Genomic DNA, 15,284 nt, shown 5'->3' with positions numbered 1-15,284 from the left:
TAAGGCAGGGAGTGTGGCCTTGGCTTCGGTGACGGCCTTAAAAAAGAATCAGGAATATCCAACCTGGTTTAAGCATCATGTCCTTGAGTTTAAACTGGTTGCGTAAAATACACCTGCACAGGTGGAATTTTTTCATGAATCGATATCCTCTGGCGGATAATCCACAGGCCAATTCTATAATTTGGCTCACTTGATGCTCAGTTACCAATTTTTCCAGCAGATGATCAATGATATGGTGCCGTTGGAGGAGCGTGGTTTCAAGGTCATTGATGCCCAGCGAACGTCCGAGTTTCATCAACGGATCAAGTAGGTGGTATCCAGCTTTTCCCTGCCATGTTGTCAATAAGGGATGTGATAAGTTGTTTTTAGCCCAGACATAGCTGGTATAATGAGCGGTGATGCTGATTCTGGATGTTTCAAGCGATTTTGGGTTCTTCATAAGGGTTCCTTTTAAAAGTCAAATAACAAATGAATGAAATAAAGCGGTTTTTGTCTCTTGTGGGGGAAGCATCATTTTGATAAATAAAAATCAGCAGGAAGTAAGAATTGATGCAACCGGATTGATAATGAATAATTTATAGCTCTATTGTTTCATGAACTATTTGTTGCTACAGAATCTTTAGGTTTACTTGACGATAGTATTAAAACAATTACGTTTAATGGATGCTGACAACAAGTTATAAATATAAATCATCACAAAACCGATTGTGAGGTCTGATTCATTGCCCTGGCCACACTCTCATTTCAAAGGTTGACATGAAATATAAAACAGGTTTTGGCATATTGGTGTTCGGGTGTCTGGGAGGACTCCTTGTGAACGTAGGTCTTTTTATTCACATGCCACTCTGGTTGGCCTGGCTGGGAATGCTTTTTTGTTTGATTGCCGCGGGATCTGGTGGCTTTGGTTATTATCTGTTGCTTCAGAACAATCGTCATGAAGAAAATATTCATCATCTCGAGCGTGTTCTAATGCACCTGTTACAGGTGTTGCATGAGGGCTATCTGGAACTCAGTAGACTTTGTGATCAGCGTCATCTGGAATTTGCAGGAGCGCAGTTGAGTGATTTGCATGAAGACTCCGCCAGACTGCTGGAAAAACTTCTGGCAATCATGGACTGGGCTTTTTCGGATGATGCCACCGTGGAAGATTATCAGAGCAGTATTGATGAACTGGCAAAACGAATCAAAAGTCGAATCAGCCAGATTCTGGAGCTCGTCTCTGAGGATTCTGGTCGTCGACTTCCCCAACCCTTTGAAACCAGTGTGATGGAACTGAATGATATTTCAGAAAGAACCCATCACCTGTATCTCGCACTGGATGTGTTGTCGCATGATTTGTCGGGCATGGTTCATCAGGTGTCGAACATCGCAAAATCGGTGGAAGGCGGTGTTGTTGAAATCAGAAGCAATCAGCAGGTGATGACAGAAAGCGCAAAAACAGTTCAGCAGAAACTTGAAGAACTCATGACCTTCAAAATGAGTGAAGCGCCCCAACCGCCTAAAAGTCGGCGGCTCAATACGGCAACAAATATTGCCGAACCGGACATCCTTGTGATGGTTGACAAAATCCTGAGCGCGGCCGACACAATATGCTCCAGTGCGGATGAACTACGGGACAACCAGTCCAATATGAAAGAGCAGGTGGATGATATCAAGCGAACTGTCAGCGGGATCATAGCCGCCGCGGATGAAAGCTCAGAAAAAATGAAGGGAATCAACGATAACGCCAAACAGATTTCTGATAATATCGGCAAGGTGTCTGTTTCAATTCGTCAAATGGCAAACTCGCTTGGGGCCATCAGCCGGCACACCAAAGATGCCATGAACATTTCAGCAGAGGCGGATGCCAGTGCCCAGGAGACACTGACTACCATGAATCAGTTGGGTGAAACCGCCAAGCAAATCGGGCGGGTTGTGAAACTGATTGATACCATTGCCAGTCAGACAAACATGCTTGCGCTCAATGCGACCATTGAAGCCGCCAGCGCAGGAGAAGCAGGTAAGGGTTTTGCGGTGGTCGCTGAAGAAGTGAAAAAACTGGCACAGCAAACTTCTGAGGCCAACAACGAAATCGCCCAACAGATTGAGCATGTGCAGAATGGCATTTTACAGGCATTGAGTCATACCCAGAATATGACTTCCATCATCAACAAGGTCTCAAAAATCAACAACTCCATTGATCTTTCTGTTCAAAACGAAAACATCGCGGCCACGCAAATCAAACAGTCGGTGGAAAACATCACTAAGGCGAGCCAGGAATCAACACGCAATGTGGCGTATGCGACCGAAAATATCAAAATCGTCTTCAACAATGTGAAGCGTATTCAGGAATATTTTGAATTGGCGTTGGAAATTCTGATCGAAAACCACTCCAAATCCTTTGGTTTTGTTCGTCTGGGTATGGGGATCAAACTGATATTGCTTGATCATTTCAAGCTGGATGATCATGCGGTATCACGCATCATTGAGGAGTTGTCGAAAATGGAACAAAATGAAGAGAAATTGAAGCAAATCAGCAGTATTGAATTTCTGTGATCAGGCAACATCAAAAATCATCAGGGTGAAATCATCTTCATACTGTTTATCGGACAAGAGTTTTTTTCCATACTCATACAGAAAATCCTTCAGAGTTTCTGAGGGTAGATGTTGATGTTCCTCCAGAATGGATATTAATTTATTGTATCCATTAACATTCTTACTCTGCATGTATTCAAACACGCCATCCGTACAAAGAACCAGACGGTCTCCCGACTGCAACTGAAGTGAAAACTCATGATAATTACACATTTCAGAGGGAAATACTCCCAACGGCAAACCCTTGGCTACCGGAATAGTGGTGATCGTCTCATTCCGGATTAAAATGCCGGGATGATGGCCCGCGTTCACATATCTCAATTGATGACTGGAGGAATCATACACGCCATAAAACGCGGTGATGAAATAATTGTCGGGCATGTATTTAAGGCTGGAGGCGTTGACGGCTGTGATGGTTTTCAGAGGGTGTTCCACATGAAGGGCTTCATCATGAAAGACATTCCAGGTACTCAGGGCCAGCAGTGCTGATGCAGTTCCATGGCCTGTCACATCTCCCAATAAAATTCCATAAAGCTGTTTTTTTACATGAAAAATACCGAACAGATCACCGCCAAGTTCACTGGCAAATTCTGATTTCAAATGCAACTGGAATCCGGGTATGTTTTGCAGGTTGGAATAAAACACTTCTTCCTGGACTTTTTTGGCATTATCCAGGTCTTTTTTCATTCGCTGGCTCAAACCTTCATACAGTTTAGCCTTTTCCGAGGTTAAAAACAGTTTTTCTGAGAGAATTCTGGAAAACCACTCATGCAGAATCAGACGAATCTCTACCTGTGAGTCCTCAATCAGTGTTTCATCTTCTGGAGAAACCTGTTTGAGAACTTCTGCCGAAATCGCAATCACATCGCTGTCTTCATTGGTTTCTACATGGGCACTGGAAGGATTTCCTGTGATCAGGCTCATCTCACCGAAAATGTCGCCGTTACGACGTAAGGTGTAAATAAAATTTCCGTCAACCTTGACCGTGATGGCTCCTGAAACCAGCACAAACAAATGATGATTGATTTCGCCCTGATGAATAATGACCCGATTCTTCATGTAACAGCGAAAGTCCGAATATATCAGCAGTTTTTCCAGTGATTTGTCAGAAATATGTTTGGTATACCGCGATTGGCGCAACTGATCAAAAATATGCGGGTATAGTTTTTCTCCAATGTCCATCGAACTCTCTCTACTATTGAACTGAGATCCGGAAAATCAAATATCCGGGGTTTTTGCAGCCCTGAGCCACATGTTTGTCAGCATTTGATTCTTAAATTCTTTTTGTCCATAACGAAAGGCGTAATAGGCGTCAATGATTGTTCGGGCGGCTTCCTGTTCATTGGGGCTCATCTGATCCTGAATGGTATATAAAATATCTTTCGGGCTAAGGGAAGGGGGAAATTGACCATAAATCGATTCCATATGTTTCAAAACCATCCGGTAAGCGGAAGGGTAGGTCTGAAATTTCCGGTCACGCCCTCTTGTCTTTCTCAACAGCCAATAAGTGGCCAGCAAACCTGTTATTCCAGCAACTATGATTTTAATCCGGAATGACGAACCCGCTGACCAGAATGAGCTGGTGGAATCGGTGTTGGCGTCTGTTTTTCCCATTTCACTCAAGGAAACAAGGATCTGCTTTTGTGTGTCAAAGGTATAATCCACCATGTAACTTTCGATCCAGAAGGAAATTGCGTCCACATATTGTTTCCACAGGGACGGTGAGTTCAGATTGATCTGTAGCAAGGGGGAGGCAATGGTTGGATCAAACAGATGCCATTGCCGGTTTTCAAAATACTCGACCCACACATGGGCATGTTCATTATTGAACGTCAAAACATTCGAGACCGAATTCCATTGTCCGCCGGAATATCCTGCGGCCAGGCGGGATGGAATTCCCCTGAACCTTAAAGCCAATACCGCGGCGGAGGCAAAATATTCACAATGGCCTTTTTTTTCCTGTGTCAGGAATGAAATCAGTTTATCCTCTCCTGAAAAATCATTCATGTAGGATGCTGTGAATTCCTGATCAAAATGCTGTTTCAACAGTCTTGTCAGTTCAGTGGCATCCTTGTTTTGGGGCAACACGGTTTCAACCCATTTGCGAAATTCAGAAAATCCCTGCCATGAGTCTGTTGGGATCTGAAGGTATCGTGCCTTCTGGGCATCGGTCAGCCGTGTGAAAAAACGTTCTGGTAATATTCCTGTCTCATATTTGGTTCGAATCTGACGGATATTTTTTCTGATCAGGTTTCCACTTTCATCCTGCAAAAGTGTGTTATAAAAATTGGCCGGGTTGAAATGAATCAGTTCCCCCCATGGAACAAACAATTCCTTGTCCAGGGTTGCTTCCAGCAGAAAGGTCAACTCCACAGCTTTCTTTGCCAGAGATGAATCACGGTGAAGTATGATTTCCTGTCCCGGTCGGAAAGACTGGACCATCGGATCTGTTTTATGCCAGCGTCTGCCATCAAACGCGTCCAGCGTATTTCCCCGGATAAAACGGAAGGACGGATTACGGTCAGCCCATTCAGGACTTGGCGAATAGACACGAACCATGGCCTGTTGATCAACCTGAATTTCACCATCGCCAAGAAGGGCCACCTGATTGGTGTAGCCCGTTGCGGGAATTGACCGGTTCTGGGATAGGCTCAGAAGGGCAAAGGGGGATCGGGGAATCAGAAAAAACAGGAGCAAGCCGGCGGCGAGAACAAACGGAGTTCCTTTGAGCACAGGCAGGAGACAGCGCAGTTTCTGGGATTGTTCTACAAACGAAACTGATTTTTTTTCATAATGATATAAAAACCCCACCCCCATCACAGGCACTGAAACCATCATGAACAGGATGAATAACAGAAAACTGATCCAGTCCAGATTCATGTTGGTGGTCAGGATATTCAGCAGAAACAAAAAACTGTGCCGGTTCCAGTAGTCTTCGAGTTTGGCGCGTCCTCCCTGCCAGATGACATTCAGAAAAAAGATAAAAACCAGAGCTTCCTGAACAGGATTATTTTTTTCAACAATCACCCGATACAAACAGAAACCGAGTACAGGAATCAGAAAACCGCCGGTAATCCTGTCGCTCAATCGCGGTCGGGAAGACTGATAATTGAGCACCATGCAACCATACAGCACCAATCCGCTCAGCATCACCGGCCATGACAGAATCTGACTGTAAACAAGCTGCACACAGGTCAAACCCAACAGTCCCAGCATGGAATATTTGTAAAGGCTGGCTATGGTTAGTGACCGGAACATTCAGTGCAACTCTGGGGTGATGAAAATTTTGTATAAATGGTGGTTTAGAGTGGCCATAGTCGTTGTTTCGCCAGTTTCAGACGTGGCGAAATTGCTGTTCAATATTTCAACACTTCCCGAATGGTTTTCACAATGTCATAGGGACTTGCCTGACATACCCAAAGGCCGATCTGCTCAAAGCCTCCGGTAATCTGGGTTGCCGCCAGAATTTCCACATACAATCCTGCTCCCGGACCATTGTTGATGTTCAAGTTGTAGGCAGGCTGTTTTCCCAGTTGTGGCATGATTGTCATCAGGGCCTTGATGGAGTCTTGCAGTCCCCGGGTCAGAGCTGTCTTTTCTTCGAGATTCAGTTCATGAAGATATTGTTTGTGGAAATCTTTCATGATCAGCAGCATGTTATAAGGTCGTCGCATGAAGTACGGCACAAGTAGTACGGCCGCACCATAATCGTGAATCATGAGTTTGGCTGGATTTTCCTTCAGCATGTATTCTGCAAAAGTACGGTTGTTGCGGCTTAGAAAACCAAGATTGTTGAAGTAACGCTGGGGCATGATGTTGCTGTGGGCAATTTGCTGGTGGCCATGAGTCAGCGAGGCTCCTGCTTCATGGCCGTAATTTTTGATAATCGAAACATAACCATAGGTTGGCTGACCGCTATTGGAACTCGAGGTGGGCGGCATGAATCCCTTGGCTTGATAAAGCAACTGTTTTTCCATGCATGCCAGGCGTTCCATGCAGATCAATGCGTCTTCATGCGATATGTTGTGCCAATCCCGTTCATGGAGAGAACTGGTCCACTGCAAAAAATGAAAACCATACGATGTCCTGCCGTGGTGCAACGGGTCGGCGTACAAGGGGGTCGACACCGCGTCTTCCAGCAGATGCTCCATCGGATGCAGAATTGGAAACAGGTTTTTGTTGATGAAGGTGAAGCCTTCTGACTGAGGGGTCAGATCAATAATGCCGGTGCTCTGACCACTGCAGATGGGACAGAATACTTCTTCTGACGTAGTTTTCTGCTCCTGGCTGGTTGTCGTATGAATCCGCTTGGCACGGGATGAGTTATACACAACCAGTTCTCCGGTTCGCGGATCAATCTGGCAGACTGAGTCTGGCACAAATTCTGTCATTTTGACATCATCCATAATGTCATCCACCATATCCATGATGGTCATGGATTCTAACTGCCGACTTCGCAGCAGTCCTTCTGCTGTTTCCCGATTCAATTGCTGATTCATAATCCTCCTGACATGAGACTGATGAGATGGTTGTATATAACCTTCCAGTATGGGATGTGCAATCACAAACAATTTGATTATGAAAAGTTTTAAGCGCCGCAAAACGGCAATAACCAGATTGAAGGAAAGGAATCGAACATTCTCGGGAAACAAATAATACGGGTCAAACCAGTTTTTTATTGACCTTCAGTCTGAAAATGGTTCATGAAAGAAACATGAACGTATTGAATCACATTCAAAAAACAGAAATAACGCAGGAGAACACATGAAAAACGTTTCCATTTCTATTCGCTTGATTACGGGTTTTTTACTCGTGTGCGGCATTCTTGTGGCGTCGGGTGTTTATTCTTACAACGGGGTCATGCGGGTGAATGATGCCACGCGCCTGCTGAATGAGACAACACCCCTGATTCAGGCTTCCCAGGAAATGACCTATTCGGTATCCAGAGACATGCAACTCATCATGGAACTGATCGAAGCTGACAATTTACAGGACTTGAACGATGCCTGGAATGCGCATCAGCAGATGATCGCGCATTTTGATAGCTATGCGGAAGCGATTCTGAGCGGTGGAAATATTGCTGGCAGTGCCTTCTATGCCACCAGCGATAAAGAACTGCGGAAGGTGGTGACAGACACGGATGAATTTCATAACACGCAACTCCAACCTCAGATCAAAAAAATTCAGGAAAATGTTCTGAAACGTAATGAACTCATGCAAACCCGGGAGGAAACCCTTCGTGAATCATTCGTGATTTTTGAACAGGTCATTGCCTTGGCGGAAAAACTGGAAAGTCAGGTCAAGGAACGGATTCAGACGCTTATTGAAAAAGGCAATACGGCATCTGTTCTACAGATTGAAAACACCTGGGCGGATATGTCGATGGAAATGAAAACAACTCTGGCACTTTCCTGGATCTGGTTGCAGGAATACCAGCGTGCTGATCAGGAGGATCGGCTTCAACAAACACGGGAAGCCTATCTGGAAAGTATCCGCGACTTTGGAACATGGGTGACTGCCCTGAAAAATGGAGCACAAACCCGGGAAGGCCGGATCTATCCCGTCACGGTTCCGGAAATCCGGCAGACGCTGATGGCCGTTGAACAATTGCATTCAGAAAAATTTCAGTCGGCAGGAACCCGGCTGATTCAGTTGGCGGATGAAGTACGGGAGATCAGGGCTCATCTGAACCAACTGGATGCGCATGCGGATGACATCGCCCAGCGCATGATTGAGCAACTACAGACCATCGAAAAAGAATCCAGAATACTCATTGCCCGGACTGTTGATATGGCCAGTGCCACCACACGATCTGTCTGGCAGGGCATTCTGCTGGCAGTGCTGGTGGGCCTCGCCCTTTCAGGATTATTAGGCTTCCTGCTGACCCGGAGCATCACCCACCCCTTAATCACCGTGTCTGAAGTGACGGTGCAACTGGCGCAGGGCAATCTCAATGTGAAGCAATCCTTCGATTTTCATGATGAACTGGGACGAATGGGTAAAAGTCTGTTGAGCGCGATTAAAAATCTCCGGAACATCATCGGGCATATTGTGGAGTCCTCTGAGCAGATGAATCAGAAAAGTCTTCAATTGAAAAGCATCGCTGAAGAAATTGCTCATGGTTCAACCCAACAGGCATCTGCCATTGAAGAAACATCCGCTTCGATTGAAGAAATGTCCGCCAATATTGAACACACTGCGGAAAATTCAAAAAATACCGAAAATATCGCCAACAAATCCGCAAAAGAAGCTCAGTTGAGTGGTGACTCTGTGGCTGAAGCGGTTCAGGCGATGCGTGAAATCGCTTCAAAAATTTCCATCATTGATGAAATTGCCCGCCAAACCAATCTGCTGGCACTGAATGCCGCCATTGAAGCCGCCAGAGCGGGTGAACAGGGGAAAGGTTTTGCCGTGGTTGCGACTGAAGTTCGAAAATTGGCCGAACGCAGTCAGGTGGCCTCGGCCGAGATTATGGGACTTTCACAATCCAGTCTGGAGGTTTCCGAGAAAGCCGGACACATGCTTCAAACACTGGTTCCCAACATTCAGAAAACAGCGGGACTGGTTCGGGAAATCACAGTTGCGGCCGGTGAACAAAAAAGTGGCATTGCCCAGATCAACAGTGCCATTCAGCAACTGAGCAAAACGATTCAGCGCAACGCTACCATTTCCGAGGAAATGGCGGCGGCTTCAGACGATCTTTCCATGCAAAGCGGTGAACAAATGGAAATGGTCTCTTTCTTTAAAATTGACCAGAGACAACGGGCCGTTGGCAGAAATCAAGACGCTGTTTTTGATTTTGAAGCCGCAAAAACCAAGCATCTGCTATGGCGTAGCAGGATTCAGAATTTTCTGGAGGGCAAGGAAAGTCTGACTGAAGATCAAGCCGTCTCGCATCGTGATTGTGATCTGGGAAAATGGCTCTATGGAACGGCCATGAACAAGTGGGGGAATTTGTCTACTATCAAAACGCTTGAGTCAGAACATACCAAACTTCATGAGCTGATCAAAACAATCATTCAGTTGAAAACTCAGGGACAGTCCGCAAAAGCACAGAAACAGTCACGAAACATTGCGACTCTGAGTGAAAAAATTGTCAATTTGCTGGATCAACTGGAACAACAGACGCAATGAACCGCCTGCTTCAACAAGAAGGTGTGCCGCCGGAGACGCGCGATTCGCGCGTCTCTACAGGCCGGATAAGGATCCGTTTGATAGTGGCTTTTTAATTCTGACTAATCACACCATCATTTTACTGATCAGTTTTTCGCAGGTAGCCTGATCCATGTATTTGGGCACCGCATAGGTGAAATGCGCTTCTTTCAGGGCTGCTTTGGCAATGGCGGGAATATCCTCTTTTTTCAGGGCTTCCAGTTTTTCCGGAATATTATAATCCTTCATCATCGCCCGAATGTGAGCAATGAATTTATCAGCCAGTTTTTGATCGGATTCCTTGCCTTTTTGCAATCCGCTGATAACCGCAAGATGAGCAAGGCGTGGCATGGAGGTTTCCTTGGAATAATCCAGAACATGTGGCAGTACAATGGAGTTCGCCAGCCCATGCGGAGTGTGATAATACGCGCCGAAGTTATGGGCAATCGCATGGACATATCCCACTCCGGCCCGTGTGAAAGCAAGTCCCGCGTAATAGGATGCCTGTGCCATGTTTTGGCGGGTTTCCACATCCTGACCATTTTTCACCGCATTGGTCAGATTTTCCATGATCAACCGGGTTGCCGCCAACGCGTAACTGTCTGTGGAGGGCATGGCATTGGCTGAAATATAGGCTTCAACCGCATGGGTCAATGCGTCCATTCCTGTCGCGGCGGTGATCATTGGCGGCAAACCTGTCATCAACGCTCCATCCAGTGCCGCCATGGTTGGGATCAGTTTCGGGTCCATCACCGGAATTTTCTGGTGTGCCACAGGATCAGACACAACAGCCGCAATGGTGACTTCTGAGCCAGTACCAGCAGTGGTTGGAATCACGAACAAGGGCAGGATTGTTTTGAAGACCTTGAACAGTCCGGCAAATTTTGGCAGAGGTTTGTCATTGGTCGCTCGTGCGCAAATGAGTTTGCCGGCATCCATGGAGGATCCACCGCCAACAGCCAGAACCGCGTCACATTTATTTTTTTTCAGCACGGTCAATCCGGCTTCCACCTGCGCAAAGGTCGGGTCAGGCAGAACACCATCATAAATCACATATTCTACCTTATGTTGCTCCAGGGCTTTCTTGATGTTATCCAGCAATCCGATTTTTATCAGCATGGCATCTGTGACAATCAACAGTTTTTTGGTGCCCATATAGGCGATTGCCTTGCACAACTCAAGGGAAGATCCCGGTCCGGAAAATAAGGTTGGTGCGGGAAACGGAAGATTTTTGGCCACTTCCTTCAACACTTTCTGGTAGTTTTGATACCCATTGACCTGAAGTTTGAAGGGGACAACGGACATGCCGATATCTTCAATCATTGAAATTCCTTTTTGTATCATGGTAGCTCCTTTGAAATGATGCGAATCTACAAATCTGGATTATCGACGAACTGTTTCGATAAAACAGAAACCTCTGACGATGATCGTAGTGGACTGGTGAATAACGTCATGACAACGACTCTTCACTCAGTAAACATAAAAGGAGTCATTGTCAAATGGCAAGCAGGGTCTTCATCAATAAAAACCGGACTGCGGGAAAAATCCATTTGTCTATCATGGACATTCTCGTTAAGAAACCCATTAAACCAATCCCAATGAGAAATGCGCGGATTTTTTTTAAGATTTCTCGCTTTCAACTCGAAGTGACACAGTCAGCTTTATGAAAAAATTCGAGCTGTGCAGGTACTTTTTTAGCCACGAAGTACACGAAGAACACAAAGTAAAAAAGGGAATATGCACCTGTAAACTTGAAAATCAGGGTTTTACTGCGGACTTCATTTATAAAAAACCTTTTTATTCGTGTTCTTAGCGTTCTTAGCGGCTCATTTTCAAACCACCTGCAGGTGGAAAAAATTCATGATAACAGGAGAAACAGCATGCCACAGATTCAACAGATTGCGACTGTCAGCCAGGTGTTATTATCCATGTTTGTCAAGGAGGTGGATTATCTCGATGATTTTGACATGGAAAATTATATGGAAACACAAACCCGAACAATAGCCGTGTTCAATCATGGCCCTTTCAGTGGCCCCCTTGCCAGTGCCTGCGCCATGATCAGTCGCATGAACAAACTGGGGTTTGGGCACAAACGATTCAATTCGATCGCCCATCCAATAGTGATGAGTTTTCCTGGTTTGGCAAAGGCTCTGGGACTGCCCATGCATGGGAAGAAACGGTTTGGTGTGGAGGATTATATTCAGCTTTTTGAAGACAATCAGATGGATTTTCTGGGGGTGGCTCCTGAAGGGGAATATAGCATGTATGGCAATGGTCTGGATGTTCAGCCTTTTCGTTCTCCCAAATCCATCGAAATTGCGTTGCGTGCACGCTGTGACATCATGCTTGTCATCTGCAAAGGTTTTGAGAAATGGCAGAAAACAATCAATATCCAACAGCCATGGCGGAAAAAACTCTTGAAAAGCATCATGTTGGCTCAACCGTTTGTGGACAAAATTGATGACGCTTTTCTGAAAAACGCCGATCATTATGGCTTGCCATGGCTCATGACCCGCATTCCTCATCTTACGGTTTATACAAAACGTTATTATCCAATTCTTCAGGCAGAAGAGTTGGGGCACGATCCCAGAGTTCGTCGTCAGCAGTTGCAAGTGGAAGCCGATCGTATGCGGAGTGTGATGCAGGACATGGTAAATCAATTGAAGCAACGGCCATGATAAAAATGCAGACTTAGGAACATTCGAAAAATAACTGTACTTTTCATAAAACATTTCCTGCCGGGCATGCGTAGCGACGCGCGATTCGCACGTCGCTACAGACCTGGACAAGGGGTGTGTGTTAAAAAACTGTGGTCAGTTATTCTTTTGCCGTGCCTTATTGAAACAGGTTTTTATACAACTTTTTCAAGGGTCGCTGCACGTGTCGTTTGAAGATCAAGGTCAGAATATTCAGTTCGTAGAGCGGAATGAAGCACATCAGACAATCGCCATGCTGATGGCCGGGGTTGTTTTTGAGATAAAATGCGAGCTGTGGATCAAGGTTCGTTTCTGTTCCTGTTACTTTTTGATCGGTGACCCGTTTTTGTCCGGTTCCCTGACTCACTCCGCTCGGGTCATATTTCCCTTTGAAGATCTGTTCGATCAGATACGTCAGCACCTCCTGAGCATATTGCGGGGTTGGCTGTTCTCTCCGGGGCCAGTATTCCAGAAAAGTGTGTGACATCGCCAGATAACTCATGTAGCTCAGGCTGGAAAAAATGAAATAGATCTTTCTGAAGCCGTAACGTCGCCGAATTCCCAGGTATTCCCGCAATACCATGTTCTGCACAATGTTCTGTCCCCGAAAACCGGAATGGATCACCAGTGTGCCAAAATATAAAATAACAAACGAACGCTCCTCCTCCTGCACATCAAACACGCTCACGGCCAGAAATCCCTGAAGAGCTTCAGTCTGAGCGTCATGAAACATCAACACTTTGTGATTGAGACACAAGGTGCGTTCAAATTCAGCACGGTCGCGTTCGTGATAGGGGGCATAAACCGACCAGATGGCATCAAATTGTTCTTTGGTCAGAGAACTCGTCGGCACTTCGCGTGTGATGGTTTTTTCAGAGCGAGGCATGAAGATCCTTGGGGCTGGTGGTTTGAAGCATGGAATTTTTGAGTTGCAGACATTGAGTCAGCGCCTCAACCAACCGTTGATTTTCCTGATGAGTCCGGCAGGCAATGCGGTAATATTCATGGGCCGGGTCAGACATTTTTTCCGCGCAGGATTTGATCAGAATATTATGCTGGACGAACATCATGCGGGCGAGGTCTTTAGCCATCATGTTCTCCTGAGAAAAATGACAGAAGATATAGTTGGCCTGGGGCCTCAGCACAGAAGCTCCGGGAATTTTGCCTAGTGCTTCATACAGGTCATCCCTGTCCGCACGAACTTTTCTGACACTTTCTTCAAAGTCCTCACGGTATCGGGGCAAAATTCGCAAAAATGCTTCCGCAAAGCCATTGATGTTCCAGATGCTCACTTCCTTGTGAAGTTCCTGCATCAGCAAGGGGTTGGCCGTCATGAAATATCCCAGCCGCAAACCGCATATGCCATAAGACTTGCTCAGGCTTTTCAAAATGGAAAGCCACGGATATTTTTCAAGAAGATCCGCCACTGAAACATGCGGTGGATCATCCACAAAATCCATGAATGATTCATCAACCACCAACTGACAGTTTGTGGTTTGAAGCTGGTCCAACAGCCAGACAAGCGACTCTTTGGGAATGCTTTGCGAGGTCGGATTGTTGGGATTGACCAGAATTGCCAGATCTGCTTCTGAGGCCTCAATCGCCTGAAAAAATTCCTGTACGTTCAACTGAAAGTCAGGCGCTCTCAATTTAAACGGGATGACTTTTTCGGGTTGCGGTGCATTGAGATATTCATTGAACGACGGCACAGGAACAATCATTTTCCGGCAGAGCTTTCGTCCCAGAACCCTGATGATCTCTGAGGTGCCATTGCAAACCAGCAGATGTTCCGGCGAAGTGTCGAGATAGCCGCCCATCAATTCAGTGAGAACCTGTTGTCCGGAAGGATAATGCAGCACCAGTTCCCGCATCTGGCTTTCAAAATGGCGAATCACATCATCCGGCGGAAAATAGAGGTTATACAGATACGCATGATCCACAAACGGATAACGGAAAAAGCCGCCATGCTGTTGCTGTATCAATTCATAACGCTGTTCCTGTGACGCAAACAGATATTCGGCCATAGCCCGGTCGTGTTCATCATCGATTTCATACCATCGCAACTGTTCACAGGGCACTGCGACCAGGGAACCGGGGATCTTCCAGGGCTGTTCTTTTTGCAGGAGAACTTCGTAATAAACGCCATGAATTCCCTGTTGGATGTGATCTTCCAGGTCAGGCAGCAGCATGGCTTCCAGAAAGTTTTTCCGGAGCAGGGAAATGTTGATGGTCTTCCAGGCATTCCCATAATCAAAACCGGACACCTGCTGTTTTTTGGTGAACAACCCGGTTATTGTTCCATCAGCCTTTGTTTTCACCACGGTTCCGGACATATGGGGCTGATAGCGGTCAACCGCTAGTGCGTTTTTGCCTGAACAGGCCAGCAGACTTTCCAGCAGTCCACCCTCAAAAAACACATCAGCTTCCAGCAGCAGGATGTCGTCATGCAGGTATTCTCTGGCCAACCACAGGGAATAAATATTGTTGGTTCTCGCATAAGCGTCGGACTCAATGTAGGTGATGGTCATTCCCTGAAAATCGGGGCCAATGGCGTCAATGATTTTTTCCTTGAGATGTCCGACCACGATGATGGTCTCACGCACACCGGCGGTGAAAAGTTGTGTCAGCGCATTGACCAGAATCGGAACACCATTCAGCGGCGTGAGGCATTTGGGCAGATGTTCTGTAAATGGTTTAAGTCGACTGCCTGTTCCCGCTGCCAGAATGATGGCTTTTGGAATATCAGAATTCAACGCTGGATTCATAATGTTCCCCTGTAAAAAAAATTAGGTTCTGACAATCGGTTTATATGTTTAATGTGATCGACATATGATTCATGCGACCGGCAAATTTCAGGGCGAC

Annotated in this window: 10 protein-coding genes; 3 read left to right on the top strand and 7 right to left on the bottom strand. The window is 46.0% G+C overall.

Translation table 11 applies throughout. The annotated features are described in order from the left end of the window. Positions 1-37: 37 nt before the first annotated feature. Positions 38-439: a hypothetical protein gene (locus tag HQM11_16790; protein MBF0352692.1), complete on the bottom strand. Its 402-nt coding sequence runs from the start codon at positions 437-439 to the stop codon at positions 38-40. Positions 440-756: 317 nt separating this feature from the next. Here HQM11_16790 and HQM11_16785 point away from each other — a divergent pair, with 317 nt between their 5' ends. Continuing rightward, a complete protein-coding gene (locus tag HQM11_16785) occupies positions 757-2,535 on the top strand; it encodes a methyl-accepting chemotaxis protein (GenBank protein MBF0352691.1) in 1,779 nt (592 codons plus the stop codon). Here the strand turns inward: HQM11_16785 and HQM11_16780 are convergent, their stop codons facing one another. The 3 genes from HQM11_16780 to HQM11_16770 all read right to left on the bottom strand — a co-directional run bounded on the left by HQM11_16780 (position 2,536) and on the right by HQM11_16770 (position 7,073). Next, a complete protein-coding gene (locus HQM11_16780) occupies positions 2,536-3,756 on the bottom strand; it encodes a SpoIIE family protein phosphatase (GenBank protein MBF0352690.1) in 1,221 nt (406 codons plus the stop codon). Positions 3,757-3,792: 36 nt separating this feature from the next. Next, positions 3,793-5,832, bottom strand: coding sequence for a DUF3488 domain-containing protein (locus HQM11_16775; protein MBF0352689.1), 2,040 nt, complete (start codon positions 5,830-5,832; stop codon positions 3,793-3,795). 98 nt (positions 5,833-5,930) lie between these two features. Further along, a complete protein-coding gene (locus HQM11_16770; GenBank protein MBF0352688.1) occupies positions 5,931-7,073 on the bottom strand; it encodes a hypothetical protein in 1,143 nt (380 codons plus the stop codon). A gap of 265 nt (positions 7,074-7,338) precedes the next feature. On the opposite strand from HQM11_16770, the gene HQM11_16765 reads away from it, so the two are divergent. Continuing rightward, positions 7,339-9,708 carry a CZB domain-containing protein gene (locus tag HQM11_16765; GenBank protein MBF0352687.1) on the top strand — a complete coding sequence of 790 codons (2,370 nt, stop codon included), beginning with the start codon at positions 7,339-7,341 and terminating at the stop codon, positions 9,706-9,708. 105 nt (positions 9,709-9,813) lie between these two features. On the opposite strand, the gene HQM11_16760 is transcribed toward HQM11_16765, so the two are convergent. After that, on the bottom strand, positions 9,814-11,031 hold the full coding sequence (locus tag HQM11_16760; protein ID MBF0352686.1) for an iron-containing alcohol dehydrogenase: 1,218 nt from the start codon (positions 11,029-11,031) through the stop codon (positions 9,814-9,816). 575 nt (positions 11,032-11,606) lie between these two features. Between HQM11_16760 and HQM11_16755 the strand changes: the two genes are divergently transcribed. Next, positions 11,607-12,404 carry a hypothetical protein gene (locus tag HQM11_16755; GenBank protein ID MBF0352685.1) on the top strand — a complete coding sequence of 266 codons (798 nt, stop codon included), beginning with the start codon at positions 11,607-11,609 and terminating at the stop codon, positions 12,402-12,404. 157 nt (positions 12,405-12,561) lie between these two features. Here HQM11_16755 and HQM11_16750 read toward each other — a convergent pair whose 3' ends face one another. Both HQM11_16750 and HQM11_16745 read right to left on the bottom strand, forming a co-directional pair. Further along, positions 12,562-13,308 (bottom strand): hypothetical protein, encoded by a 747-nt coding sequence (locus HQM11_16750; protein ID MBF0352684.1) that lies wholly within the window; start codon positions 13,306-13,308, stop codon positions 12,562-12,564. Beyond that, the gene (locus HQM11_16745; GenBank protein ID MBF0352683.1) at positions 13,295-15,187 is read right to left on the bottom strand and encodes an aminotransferase class I/II-fold pyridoxal phosphate-dependent enzyme; all 1,893 of its coding nucleotides are present in this window, start codon (positions 15,185-15,187) and stop codon (positions 13,295-13,297) included. The genes HQM11_16750 and HQM11_16745 overlap by 14 nt, the downstream gene beginning before the upstream one ends. Positions 15,188-15,284 lie beyond the last annotated feature (97 nt).

Source organism: SAR324 cluster bacterium, from assembly GCA_015232315.1.
GTDB lineage: Bacteria > SAR324 > SAR324 > SAR324 > NAC60-12 > JADFZZ01.
The sequence above is the reverse complement of the archived record's forward strand: the minus strand, read 5'-3'. Positions and strand labels throughout refer to the sequence as shown.

What these genes read in the sequence shown, in the direction of transcription:
- HQM11_16790 (MBF0352692.1), bottom strand. Translation starts at nt 439, where the DNA reads ATGAAGAACCCAAAATCGCTTGAAACATCCAGAATCAGCATCACCGCT.
- HQM11_16785 (MBF0352691.1), top strand. Translation starts at nt 757, where the DNA reads ATGAAATATAAAACAGGTTTTGGCATATTGGTGTTCGGGTGTCTGGGA.
- HQM11_16780 (MBF0352690.1), bottom strand. Translation starts at nt 3,756, where the DNA reads ATGGACATTGGAGAAAAACTATACCCGCATATTTTTGATCAGTTGCGC.
- HQM11_16775 (MBF0352689.1), bottom strand. Translation starts at nt 5,832, where the DNA reads ATGTTCCGGTCACTAACCATAGCCAGCCTTTACAAATATTCCATGCTG.
- HQM11_16770 (MBF0352688.1), bottom strand. Translation starts at nt 7,073, where the DNA reads ATGAATCAGCAATTGAATCGGGAAACAGCAGAAGGACTGCTGCGAAGT.
- HQM11_16765 (MBF0352687.1), top strand. Translation starts at nt 7,339, where the DNA reads ATGAAAAACGTTTCCATTTCTATTCGCTTGATTACGGGTTTTTTACTC.
- HQM11_16760 (MBF0352686.1), bottom strand. Translation starts at nt 11,031, where the DNA reads ATGTCCGTTGTCCCCTTCAAACTTCAGGTCAATGGGTATCAAAACTAC.
- HQM11_16755 (MBF0352685.1), top strand. Translation starts at nt 11,607, where the DNA reads ATGCCACAGATTCAACAGATTGCGACTGTCAGCCAGGTGTTATTATCC.
- HQM11_16750 (MBF0352684.1), bottom strand. Translation starts at nt 13,308, where the DNA reads ATGCCTCGCTCTGAAAAAACCATCACACGCGAAGTGCCGACGAGTTCT.
- HQM11_16745 (MBF0352683.1), bottom strand. Translation starts at nt 15,187, where the DNA reads ATGAATCCAGCGTTGAATTCTGATATTCCAAAAGCCATCATTCTGGCA.